9 protein-coding genes are annotated in these 12,337 nt (G+C 67.7%); 5 read left to right on the top strand and 4 right to left on the bottom strand.

The features are described from left to right. Nucleotides 1–136: 136 nt before the first annotated feature. Nucleotides 137–2,230, top strand: a complete 2,094-nt coding sequence (locus AC13GF_RS01085; RefSeq protein ID WP_483002824.1) for a M13 family metallopeptidase — start codon at nucleotides 137–139, stop codon at nucleotides 2,228–2,230. Nucleotides 2,231–2,423: 193 nt separating this feature from the next. On the opposite strand, the gene AC13GF_RS01080 is transcribed toward AC13GF_RS01085, so the two are convergent. The 4 genes from AC13GF_RS01080 to AC13GF_RS01065 all read right to left on the bottom strand — a co-directional run bounded on the left by AC13GF_RS01080 (nucleotide 2,424) and on the right by AC13GF_RS01065 (nucleotide 8,198). Next, entirely contained in the window at nucleotides 2,424–3,041 is a 618-nt protein-coding gene (locus AC13GF_RS01080; RefSeq protein WP_180852207.1) for an HD-GYP domain-containing protein, read from the bottom strand. A 45-nt stretch (nucleotides 3,042–3,086) separates the two neighbouring features. Beyond that, nucleotides 3,087–6,551, bottom strand: a complete 3,465-nt coding sequence (gene mfd, locus AC13GF_RS01075; RefSeq protein WP_483002823.1) for a transcription-repair coupling factor — start codon at nucleotides 6,549–6,551, stop codon at nucleotides 3,087–3,089. A 148-nt stretch (nucleotides 6,552–6,699) separates the two neighbouring features. Beyond that, a complete protein-coding gene (locus AC13GF_RS01070) occupies nucleotides 6,700–7,245 on the bottom strand; it encodes a GNAT family N-acetyltransferase (protein ID WP_004150340.1) in 546 nt (181 codons plus the stop codon). A 95-nt stretch (nucleotides 7,246–7,340) separates the two neighbouring features. Beyond that, complete coding sequence (locus AC13GF_RS01065; RefSeq protein ID WP_049446789.1) at nucleotides 7,341–8,198, bottom strand: 23S rRNA (adenine(2030)-N(6))-methyltransferase RlmJ; 858 nt, start codon at nucleotides 8,196–8,198, stop codon at nucleotides 7,341–7,343. 35 nt (nucleotides 8,199–8,233) lie between these two features. Between AC13GF_RS01065 and creB the strand changes: the two genes are divergently transcribed. From creB to AC13GF_RS01045, 4 genes are all read left to right on the top strand, one after another. Next, nucleotides 8,234–8,959: a two-component system response regulator CreB gene (gene creB / locus AC13GF_RS01060; RefSeq protein ID WP_483002822.1), complete on the top strand. Its 726-nt coding sequence runs from the start codon at nucleotides 8,234–8,236 to the stop codon at nucleotides 8,957–8,959. A gap of 3 nt (nucleotides 8,960–8,962) precedes the next feature. Beyond that, nucleotides 8,963–10,423, top strand: a complete 1,461-nt coding sequence (gene creC, locus AC13GF_RS01055) for a two-component system sensor histidine kinase CreC (protein WP_483002821.1) — start codon at nucleotides 8,963–8,965, stop codon at nucleotides 10,421–10,423. An 81-nt stretch (nucleotides 10,424–10,504) separates the two neighbouring features. After that, entirely contained in the window at nucleotides 10,505–11,824 is a 1,320-nt protein-coding gene (gene creD, locus AC13GF_RS01050) for a cell envelope integrity protein CreD (RefSeq protein ID WP_049433884.1), read from the top strand. 10 nt (nucleotides 11,825–11,834) lie between these two features. Beyond that, nucleotides 11,835–12,245, top strand: a complete 411-nt coding sequence (locus tag AC13GF_RS01045; RefSeq protein WP_483002819.1) for a hypothetical protein — start codon at nucleotides 11,835–11,837, stop codon at nucleotides 12,243–12,245. Nucleotides 12,246–12,337 lie beyond the last annotated feature (92 nt).

Raw genomic sequence — 12,337 nt, 5'->3', positions numbered from 1 at the left:
TGCTCTGCTGGGTGCGTGCGGACCAACGGTCCGCACCTGCCCGATTACGGCCAGGGGCGTTCCCCCTGTGACCTTTGGCCGGTCCCCGCCGCGGGCCTTCCCGGCTACCCTGTGAAATTACCCGCAGGAGAGCCTCATGAACTTCCGCAACCTGGCCCCGCTGGGCCTGACCCTCGCCATCGCTGCCTCGCTGGCCGCCTGTGGCAAGAATGAAACCGCACCGGCCGCCAGCGCCGATGCAAAGCCGGCCTTCGATCAGTCGCAGATCAAGACTGCGCTGATCTCGCTCAACAGCGCCGATCTGGACCCCTCCATTTCGGCCTGTACCGACCTCAATGGCTTCGTCAACAGCAAGTGGCTGAAGGCCAACCCGGTGCCGGGCGACCAGACCACCTGGGGCAGCTTCGAGATCCTGCGCGAGCGCTCGTTGGAAGTGCAGCACGCGCTGGTCCAGCAGGCCGCCGCCAGTCAGGCCAAGGCCGGGTCGGTGGAAGCCAAGATCGGTGATATCTGGAAGACCGGCAACGACGAAGCCAAGATCGAAGCCGCCGGCCTCGCGCCGCTGCAGCCGCAGCTGGACAAGATCACCGCGCTGAACGATACCGCCGCCATCACCCAGTACCTGCGCGACAGCCAGGCTGAGGGCAAAGGCGTGCTGTTCTCGCTGTTCGCCAATGCCGACTACAAGGATTCGGCCAACGTCATCGCCTACGTCGGCCAAGGTGGCCTGGGCCTGCCGGAGAAGGGCTACTACTTCGACGACGCGCAGGCCAAGATCCGCGATGCCTACGTGGCCTATATCGCCCAGGTGCTGACCCTGTCCGGCGTGGACGCCGCGCAGGCGGCCGAGCAGGCCAAGGCCGTGATGGCCTTTGAAACCCGCCTGGCCAAGGCCTCGATGTCGCGCATCGAAATGCGTGACCCGGCCAAGCGCTACAACCCGCTCAGCGCCGCAGACGCCGACAAGCTGACCCCAAACTTCAGCTGGACTGCGCTGTTCGACACCCTGAAGGTGCCGGCCGCGCAGAAGTTCTCGCTGGCGCAGCCGGGCTTCTTCGGTGAAATGGACAAGATGCTCGCCGATGTGCCGGCCAGCACCTGGCAGGCCTATCTGCGCTTCCACACCATCGACGACGCCTCGCCGTACCTGAGCAGCCAGTTCGAGAAGGCCAACTTCGATTTCTATGGCACCACCCTGCGTGGCCAGAAGGAAATGCAGCCGCGCTGGAAGCGCGTGCTGGAGTCGGTCAACGGTGGCATGGGTGAAGCCCTTGGCCAGCTGTACGTCGACGCCGTGTTCCCGGCCGAGTCCAAGGTGGCCATGCAGCACCTGGTGGAGAACCTCTCGGTGGCGCTGAAGGCGCGCCTGGAGCAGCTGCCGTGGATGGGCGAAGAAACCAAGAAGAAGGCGCTGGAAAAGTGGGCCAGCTTCACCCCGAAGATCGGTTACCCGGACAAGTGGCGTGAGTGGACGGGCCTGCAGACCAACGGTGACAGCTACCTGGGCAACATGCAGGCGGCACGTGCGTTCAACTACCGCTACATGCTGGACAAGATCGGCAAGCCGGTGGACAAGACCGAGTGGGGCATGACCCCGCAGACCGTCAACGCGTACTACAACGCCACCAAGAACGAGATCGTGTTCCCGGCGGCGATCCTGCAGGCGCCGTTCTTCGACGCCAAGGCCGATCCGGCGTTGAACTACGGCGGCATCGGTGCGGTCATCGGCCACGAGATGATGCACGGCTACGACGACTCGGGCAGCCAGTTCGCCGCCAACGGCAACTTCGACAACTGGTGGACCGACGCCGACCGCAAGGCCTTCACCGAGCGTACCGACCAGCTGGTCGCACAGTTCGACGGCTATGAGTCGGTGCCGGGCGTGTTCGTGAAGGGCAAGCTGACCCTGGGCGAGAACATCGGCGACCTGGGCGGCCTGACCGTGGCCTACGACGCGCTGCAGATGGCGCTGAAGGAAGACCCGAAGGCGAATGTCGAGGTTGATGGCCACAGCCAGGACCAGCGCTTCTTCATGAACTGGGCCACCGTGTGGCGCCGCAACTTCACCGATGGTGAGCTGCGCGTCCGCCTGAACACCGACCCGCATGCGCCGGCCAACTTCCGTGCCAACGGTGCACCGTCGAACATGCCGTCCTATGCCGCTGCATTCCAGTGCAAGGCCGGCGACGCGATGGTGCGTGCCGACGACAAGCGCGTGGTGATCTGGTAATCGATCGCACGTGATGCGTGATGCGAAAGGCCCGGCGAACGCCGGGCCTTTTGTCTTCCAGACCGGTAGCGAGGAGCGGACTGGTAGAGTCGACTGTTAGTCGACTATCGCGCGCAGCGCGGGATTTTCGCGATCGGTACGAAGAGCAGTCGACTAGCAGTCGACTCTACCGACGAGCCAGCCAGAGCATCAGTCAGGCCAACTCTGGCTCCTGCGCCAGCATGCGATGGAAGCGCTGCAGCACGTAGGGATCGATCAGTCCGCCGGACTGCTCGTCGATGATGCGCAACGCAGTCTCGCGTTCCATCGCCGCGCGGTAGGGGCGTACGCTGGTCATGGCATCGTAGGCATCTGCAACGGTGACGATACGTGAGCCCAGTGGAATGCTCTCGCCACGCAGGCCGTCGGGATAGCCGCTGCCATCGAAGGCCTCGTGATGGGCGCGGATCAGGCGTGCGACCGGTGCCGCGTCGCTGCGGCCGGTGGCGAGGAAGATGTGTTCGCCGCGCACCGGATGCTCACGCATGATCGCGCGTTCCTCGTCGGTATGCCGGCGCGGTGTCAGCAGTACATCGTCGGGAATGCCGATCTTGCCGATGTCATGGAAGCGCGCGGCCAGGCCGATCTGCGAACAGGCATCGTCATCGAGATCGCAGTGCGTGGCCAGGCGCTGCGCGAGCAGGCCGACGCGGTCGCAATGGTGGCGGGTGTAGGCGTCGCGCATCTGCAGCGACATCGAGAGGGCATCGATCAGGCAGGCCTGCGCGTGCAGCAGGTCGGGGGCGGGTACGGCGTCAGGAAACATGGTCATCCGCCCGCACCGGGTGGGGACCGGTGCGGGGTGTTCGGGGGGCAATCACCCCGGGGCGAGGGTGGTCAGAAGGGCGCGGGCCGCATTGAAGCGGTCTTCCGGCAACGGCAGCGGGTGCTTGATGCGCAGCTTGTCGGGCCCTTCCATGGCGTAGAGGTTCGGTTGTTTCTGGATCAGCTGGATCACCGCCATCGGGTCGATGTTCGGCTTGGACTCGAACACGATGCGGCCACCGTTCTCGCCCAGGTCCAGCTTGCGGATGCCCAGCACGTTGGCTTTCAGCTTCAGCTCGGCGATGGCGAACAGGTGCTTGGCCGCATCCGGCAGCAGGCCGAAGCGGTCGATCATCTCCACCTGCAGTTCGCGCAGCGCATCACTGTCGCGCGCGCTGGAAATGCGCTTGTACAGGGTCAGGCGGGTGTGCACGTCCGGCAGGTAGTCTTCCGGAATCAGCGCCGGCACATGCAGCTCGACTTCGGCACCGCGCACTTCCTCGCCGGCATCCAGGTCGGGCAGCTTGCCCTGCTTGATGCTGCGCACCGCGCGTTCCAGCAGCTCGGTGTACAGGCTGAAACCGACCTCGGCCATCTGCCCGCTCTGGTCCTCGCCGAGCAGTTCACCGGCACCGCGGATCTCCAGATCGTGCGTGGCCAGGGTGAAGCCGGCGCCGAGCTCGTCCATCGAGGCGATGGCTTCCAGGCGCTTTTCGGCGTCCGGAGTGATCGAGCGGCGGTCGGGGGCCACCAGGTACGCGTAGGCGCGGTGGTGCGAACGGCCGACGCGGCCACGCAGCTGGTGCAGCTGGGCCAGGCCGAAGCGGTCGGCGCGGTTGATGATGATGGTGTTGGCGTTGGGGATGTCGATGCCCGACTCGATGATCGTGGTCGACAACAGCACGTTGAAGCGCTGCTTCTGGAAGTCCAGCATCACCTTTTCCAGCTCGCGCTCGGGCATCTGCCCGTGGGCGATGCCGATGCGCGCTTCCGGCACCAGCTCGGACAGCTCGCGCTGCATGCGGCCGATGCTTTCCACGTCGTTGTGCAGGAAGTACAGCTGGCCACCGCGTGCCAGCTCGCGCTGGAAGGCTTCGCGCAGCAGCGCGTTGTCCCACTGGGTGATGAAGGTCTGCACCGCCAGCCGGTTCGGCGGCGGCGTGGCGATGATCGACAGGTCGCGCAGGCCGGCCATGGCCATGTTCAGCGTTCGCGGGATCGGCGTGGCGGTCAGGGTCAGCAGGTGCACGTTGGCGCGCAGCGCCTTCAGCGCTTCCTTCTGGCGCACGCCGAAACGCTGCTCCTCGTCGACGATGACCATGCCCAGGTCCTTGAACTTCACGTCCGGCTGCAGCAGGCGGTGGGTGCCAACGATGACGTCGATGGTGCCGGCGGCCACCTTCTCCAGCTCGGCCTTGATTTCCTTGGTGCTCTTGAAGCGCGACAGCACCTCGACCTTCATCGGATAGTCGGCGAAGCGGTCGCGGAAATTGCGGTAGTGCTGCTCGGCCAGCAGCGTGGTCGGCACCAGCACGGCCACCTGCTTGCCGGCACTGGCGGCGGCGAACGCCGCGCGCACCGCGACCTCGGTCTTGCCGAAGCCGACGTCGCCGCAGACCACACGGTCCATCGGCTGGCTGCTTGCCAGGTCGCGCAGGGTGGCGTCGATGGCGGCCAGCTGGTCCGGCGTTTCCTCGAACGGGAAGCCGGCCGCGAACGGCTCGTACATCGCGCGGTCCACCTGCAGGGCCAGGCCGGCACGCGCCTGGCGCCGGGCCTGGATCTCCAGCAGTTCGGCAGCAACGTCGCGTACTTTCTCGGCGGCCTTGCGCTTGGCCTTGCTCCACTGCTCGCCACCGAGCGAATGCAGCGGCGCGGTTTCCGCCGAAGCACCGGAGTAGCGGCTGATCAGGTGCAGCTGCGCGACCGGCACATACAGGCGGTCGCCCTTGGCATATTCGATTTCGAGGAATTCGCCGGGCATGCCGCCGACATCCATCGCGATCAGGCCACGGTAGCGGCCGACGCCATGGTCTTCGTGCACGATCGGTGCACCCTCGGTCAGTTCGCCGAGGTCGCGGATGATCGCTTCCGGCTCGCGGCCGGCACGACGCGTGCGGCGGGTGCTGCCGGCGCGCTCGGGGAACAGCTGGCGCTCGGTCAGCACCGCGATGCGCGGATCGTCCAGTGCGAAGCCATCTTCCAGCGGCGCCACCGCGATCGCAAAGCGCGCATCGTCGGCGAGGAAGCTGGGCAGGTCGGCCACCACCGGCGGCTTCAGCTCGGCGGCCTGCAGCACTTCCAGCAGGGCCTCGCGACGCCCGGGCGAGTCGGCGGCAATCAGTACCCGGCCCGGATAGTGGCCGAGGAAGGACTTCAGCGCGTCGCCAGCGGGGGCCTCGCGTGCGGCCACCGGCAGTGGTGGCAGCGGCTGGTCACCCAGCGCATGGGCATCGGCGATGCGCGCGTGGTCAGCCGACCACACCTCGATGCGCGGGGCATCGTTCAGGCGCTCGCGCAGCAGCTCCGGCGACAGGTACAGCGCCGACGGCGGCAGCAGCGGCCGTTCCACATCGTGGCGGCGCTGTTCGTAGCGCTCACCGGTCTGTGCCCAGAACGCCTCGGCGGCTTCGCCGGCACCGGCGCAGACCACCGGCAGGCTGCCGTCGGGCAGGTAGTCGAACAGGGTCGCGGTGCGCTCGAAGAACAGCGGCAGGTAGTACTCGACGCCGGCCGGGGCCAGCCCGGACTTCAGGTCCTGGTACAGCGCGCTGCGCCGGGTATCGACATCGAAGCGCTCGCGCAGCGTGGCCAGCACGCGGGCGATGCTGGCCTCGTCCATCGGCACTTCGCGGCCGGGCAGCATGTGCACCGCCTCGACCTTGTCCAGCGAACGCTGGCTTTCCGGATCAAAGGCACGGATCGAGTCGATGTCCTCGTCCAGCAGCTCCACCCGCAGTGGTTCGTCGGCGCCCATCGGGAACACGTCGAGCAGGCCGCCGCGCACGGCGAAATCACCCGGGTCCATCACCTGCGGCACGTTGCGGTAGCCGGCGCTTTCCAGACGGCGCTTCTCGGCCTCAAGATCCAGGCGCTGGCCGACCTTCAGGTCGAAGCTGCCACCGATCACATAGCTGCGCGGGGCCAGCTGCTGCAGCAGGGTCTGCACCGGCACGATCACCAGGCCGCGCTTCAGCGCGGGCAGGCGGTGCAGGGCGGACAAGCGCTGCGAAATGATGTCCGGATGCGGGCTGAAGCGGTCGTAGGGCAGGGTTTCCCAGTCCGGGAAGGCGACCACCGGCAGGGCCGGGTCACCGCCGAGCAGGGTCTGCAGGTCGGCTTCAAGCTGGTTGGCACCGTGGTTGTCACGGGCGATCACCAGCAGCGGCGCGTCGTGCGCACGCGCGGCCTGGGCCAGGTACCAGGCCAGGGCGGTCGGCGAGGCGGGGGCGCGCCACCAGGCGCGGAGCTGGCCGGCGCGCGGCAGCGGCGGGGCGGGGTATGAGGTACGCGACATGGACCCCGGATTTTAGCAGAAGCCTGATCGAAGCCCGGTGGGTCGTGCCGGCCGTTTGCCGGCCGCCTCATGTGCCGTTGGGGGAACGGAACGCCGGCCAGTGGCCGGCACTACCGGGAGGCGTGGCCGGGCACGCCCGGCGCGGCCGTCAGTTGTCCAGCTCCAGCACCATCCGCACCAGGCCTTCGGCACCGGTGGGGTGCGGCACCGGCTTGAAGCCCAGCGAGGCGGCCAGCTGCTTCATCGGCTCGTTCTCGGCGGCAACGTCGCCGTACAGGCGGTCCAGGTACTTGCCGCGGCCCCACTTCACCAGCTTGCGCATCAGCTGCCGGCCCAGGCCCTGGCCAATGAGGAAGCGGCTGATCAGGATCGCGTACTCGGCTTCACGGGTACCGGGGATGATCGAGGCCCGGGCGACCGCGCCGACCACCGCTTCGCCAGCGGGCAGGGATTCGGCTGCGACCAGGGTGATCTCGGTCTTGGGATTGGGGTGGGTCAGGCGCTGGGTGGTTTCCGGCGACAGCTCGGTCACCGCCTGCAGGAAACGATCACGGATTTCTTCCGGCCCGAACAGGCTGAACGCCGCTTGCAGCGGTGCGCCATCTTCCGGGCGGATGGGGCGGATCAGCAGCTCGTGGCCGCTGGGAGCCTTGAAGATCTCATGCCAGGGCGGCATGCGGTTGCGAGTGGCCATACCGGGTGATTCCTTGGTGGTCCATCGATTGTGGCATCACCGGGGCTGCATTCCGTGAACGAAAGGCTCACGGCGGTACAGCCTCGTGAAGGCCGTTATTCGGGTGCTTTGAGCCAATCCAGGCGGGTGCTGGCACCGGGTTCACCAAGGTGCTGGCGCAGCGCCGGCAGGGCCGGGCCGACCACCCGGTCGAACTGCCAGGGCGGGTTGAGCAGCAGCATGCCGCTGCCATTGAGGCGCAGCGGCGAGTCGTCCGGGCGCACCAGGAACTCGATCGTCATCGCCGATTTCACCGGCAGGGCGCTGGCCTTGCGCAGGAAATGCAGGATGGTGCGGCGCTGCTTGATCGGGAACCAGACGGCACAGGTGGCCTGCGGCCAGCGCGCCAGGGTTTCGGCCAGGGCGGCCAGAACGGCCTGGTATTCGGCGTCCTGGGCCTCGTAGGGCGGGTCGATCAGGACCAGGCCACGGCCGATCTTGCTGCCGTTGAACTTCGGCGGCAGCAGCGAACGCAGCAGGGCATAGCCATCGCCCGCCCGCACATCGACGCGGCTGTCATGGGCGAACAGGGCCTTCAGCGTGGCCGTTTCGGCTTCCTGCAGCTCACACACTGCCATGCGGTCCTGCGCACGCATGGCCTGTGCGCTCAGCAGCGGCGAGCCCGGGTAGTTGGTCATCGCGCCCACCGGGTTGTCGGCCTGTACCGCCTTCAGGTAGCGCTCGACCACCTCCGGCAGCTTGGGCTGGGCCATCAGCCGCATGATTCCGGACTCGGCCTCGAGGGTCTTGCGGCTCTCTTCGCTGGCCAGCAGGTAGCGGCCGGCACCGCCGTGGGTGTCGAGCACGAAGAACGGGCTGTCCTTGCGCTTGAAGCTGTCGATCAGGGCCAGCTGCACGATGTGCTTGAGCACATCGGCGTGGTTGCCGGCGTGGAAGGCGTGGCGATAGTTCATGGGCGGCAGTGTACGGGGCGGCGGCCGCAGCGGCTATGCTGCGCGCCATGACAGCTCCCGTTGCCCATGTCCTGGTAGTCGAGGACGAAGCCGCCATCGCCGAAACCGTGCTCTATGCGCTGCGCAGCGAGGGCTATGCCGCCAGCCACTGCCTGCTGGGCGGGGAGGCGCTGCAGCGGCTGCAGGCCGGGGATATCGATGTGGTGGTGCTGGACGTGGGCCTGCCCGACCTGGGTGGTTTCGAGGTGTGCAGGCGGCTGCGCGCGCAGCCCGGGCCGGTAGCGCAGCTGCCGGTGATCTTCCTGACCGCCCGCAATGATGAAGTGGACCGCGTGCTCGGCCTGGAGCTGGGCGCCGACGACTACATGACCAAGCCGTTCTCGCCGCGCGAGCTGGTGGCGCGGGTGCGTGCGCGCCTGCGCCGTGCGGCACCGGTCACCGCAGCGCCCAGCGCCGATGGGGGCTGGCAGGAACATGGCGCTTTCGCCATCGACCGCGAAGGCCGGCGCATCCGCTTCCGTGGCCAGGCACTGGACCTGACCCGCTATGAGTACGCGCTGCTGGAGGCGCTGCTGCAGCGTCCCGGTGCCATTCTCAGCCGTGCCCAGCTGATGGACCGCGGCTGGGACAGCAGCGCCGACAGTGCCGACCGCACCGTTGATACTCATGTAAAGACGCTGCGCGCCAAGCTGCGCGCGGCCGGCGCCAGCGACGACCCGATCCGCACCCACCGTGGCCTTGGCTACGCGCTGGAGGTCTAGCCGATGCGCCTGGTGCTGAAGCTGTTTCTGGGCTTCTTCCTGATCACCGGCATCGCGGCGTTCTTCGTGATGCGCGTGTTCGTCAACGAGGTGAAGCCGGGTGTGCGCCAGGCGATGGAATCGACCCTGGTCGATGCCGCCAACGTGCTGGCCGAGATGGCCGCCGCCGACGTCAAGGCGGGCACCATCCGCAGCGGCAGCTTCACCCGCAACCTGGCCAAGGCGCGCCAGCGCGACCTGAAGGCGATGGTCTGGCGTTTCCCGAAGCGCTCGCTGGACTACCGGGTGACCATCACCGACGCCAAGGGCATCGTCATCTACGACTCGCTGGGCCGCGACCTGGGGCGCGACAACTCGCGCTGGAATGATGTCTACCGCACCCTGCGCGGTGAGTACGGCGCTCGTTCCAGTCCCGAGATTGCCGGCGAAGAGGGCGATACGGTGATGCATGTGGCGGCGCCGGTATATGACCCGGCCGATGGGCGCACCCTGATCGGCGTGCTCAGCCTGGCGCAGCCCAACCGCAGCATCGATCCGTTCATCGCCGCCAGCCAGCGCGCCATCATCGAGCGCGGGGCCTGGCTGATCGGATTGTCGGCGCTGGTCGGCGTGCTGGTGACGATGTGGCTGACCACCGGCCTCGGCCAGCTCAGCCGCTATGCACGTGCGGTCAGCGCCGGCGAACCGGTGCCACCGCCTCGGCGCCGACGCGACGAGATCGGCGATCTCGGCCAGGCGCTGGAAACGATGCGCCGCAAGCTGGAAGGCAAGGCCTACGTCGAGCAGTACGTGCAGTCGCTGACGCATGAGATGAAGAGCCCGCTGGCGGCCATCCGCGGTGCTGCCGAGCTGCTGCAGGAGCCGCTGCCCGAAGCCGACCGCGTGCATTTCGCGCGCAGCATTGTCGACCAGCAGGAGCGGCTGACCGAGACCATCGACAAGCTGCTGGCACTGGCTGAAGTGGAGCAGCACGGTTGGCTGCAGACCCGCGACCGGATCGCGCTGCCGGCATTGCTGGCCGATGCGGCCGCTGCCGCGCAGGTGCGCGCACAGGCGGCCGGCGTGCAGGTCCGCATCGACAGCGTGCCCGACCTGCAGGTGCAGGGCGACGGCTACCTGCTGCGGCAGGCACTGCACAACCTGATCGACAACGCGATTGCCTTCTCGCCGTCCGGCGCGGAGATTGCGCTGCGGGCCGAGGTGGACGGGCAGGGCGTGCGCCTGCAGGTGGCCGACCGCGGCGCCGGTATCCCGGACTATGCGCGCGAACGGGTGTTCGAGCGCTTCTATTCGCTGGCGCGGCCCGGCAGCGGGCGGCGCAGTTCCGGCCTGGGCCTGCCGTTCGTGCAGGAAGTCGCGCGCCTGCACGATGGGCGCGCCAGTGTCGACGTCCGCGAGGGCGGCGGCACCGTGGCCAGCCTGTGGCTGCCGTTGGGTGCGCCGGGCCAGCGCCCGCGCCGCTGACTTCACACTCGCTTCAAATTCGCCACAAACCCTGCTCACCACGGCGGTCCATCCTGCAGCCCTCTCCAACGAGGATGGACCATGAAATCCCTGAAGATGCTGCTGAGGTTCGCCATTGTCGGCGGGCTGATCCTGCTGCTGCTGGTTCCGCTGACGATGATCCGCGGGGTCATCAACGAACGCAGTGCGTACCGCGACGAGGCCTTCTCGCGGGTGGCCGACAGCCGCGCTGGTGCACAGCAGCTGGTGGGCCCGGTACGGGTGGTGCCATGGGTGGAACGCAAGCAGGTTGAACTGGTTGACCCGCTGGGCGTCAAGAAGACCGAGGTGCAGGTCACCGAGGGGCACTGGCTGCAGATGCCGGCGTCGCTGGAGGTAGGCGGCGAGATGCTGCCGAGCCAGCGCGAAGTCGGCCTGTTCAAGGTGCCGGTGTACAGCTGGAACGGCCAGCTGAAGGCGACCTTTGCCGCAGACGACTATCCGGTGAAGGCCGGCCGCAGTTATGGCCAGCCGTATGTGGCGGTGGGCATTTCCGATGTGCGCGGCCTGGTCGGTACGCCGAACCTGCGCGTGGATGGCAAGCAACTGCGGTTGCTGCCGGGCGTTGGCGCCGCCAGCGAGGTGGGGCGAGGCCTGCATGCGCCGGTGGCCGGTTTCGCTGCGGATCAGGGCGGCACGCTGGCTGCCAGCACCGTTGAACTGGAGCTGCGCCTGGATGGCAGCCGCATGCTGTCGGTGGTGCCGGTGGGCGATGACACCCACATCGCGCTGCGTTCGAGCTGGCCGCATCCGTCGTTCAGCGGTGCGTTCCTGCCCAATGAGCGACGCGTCGATGCGCAGGGCTTCGATGCGCGCTGGGCGGTGTCCTCGCTGGCCTCCGACGCCCAGCGACAGCTGCGCAATGACGGTTCGGTCGACTCGCAGGCGGTAACGGTGTCGCTGGTCGATCCGGTCGATACCTACACCCAGGCCGACCGTGCCTCGAAGTACGGCGTGCTGTTCGTGCTGCTCACCTTCGTCGGCTTCATCCTGTTCGAGCTGATCAAGTCGCTGCGCATCCATCCGCTGCAGTACCTGATGGTGGGCCTGGCGCTGGCGATCTTCTTCCTGCTGCTGATCAGCCTGTCCGAGCACATCGCGTTCTGGAAGGCGTATCTGGTTTCGGCCGTGGCCTGCATCGGCCTGCAGGCGGTGTACCTGGCCAATGTGCTGGGCCACTGGAAGCGCGGCCTCGGCTTCGCGGCGCTGCTGACCGTGCTGTACGGCGCGCTGTATGGCCTGCTGGTATCGGAAAACAACGCGCTGCTGATGGGGTCGCTGCTGCTGTTCGTGATCCTGGCGCTGGCGATGTGGGTGACGCGCCGGGTGGACTGGTATGCGCTTGGCGCGGAACTGAAGTAAGGAGCACGCCATGAGCTGGCGCCAGGGATTGCGGCAACGGGCACGGCAGGGCATTCCGGCCCTGCTGGAAGTGGATGCACTGCTGCAGGCACATGGCGTGCTGGCGGCCCTGCCGGGGGCACGGATCGCCCCCGGCCTGGTCCGCTTCCAGCTGGCTGCAGTGACCTGCGAGGGACTGCAGGGCAAGGGGCTGGGCTGGCTGCAGGGCGCGCGGCAGGGACGCGGCGCGGTGGCTGGCCGGGTGCCGCGCTACCGGCCATGGAAGGCCGGGGCGGAGGCGCTGGCCGAGATCGGCATCGGTGGGCTACCCGATGACTGGCCCGCACACGCCGCGGTGTACGGCTGCAGCAGCATCGACCGGCGGCACTGGTTGCTGCTGCTGCCGGAACGGGCGCAGCTGTGGCTGGGGTGGAGTGGATGAAGTGGTTTGGCAGGTGCGAACCAACCACTCTCCTGTGGGTGCGAACCTTGGTTCGCACGCTTCTACCGCCGTCCATGACCGATGGGACGGTA

This window comes from Stenotrophomonas sp. 22LJNL06-5-1 (assembly GCF_056861455.1).
The sequence above is the reverse complement of the archived record's forward strand: the minus strand, read 5'-3'. Positions and strand labels throughout refer to the sequence as shown.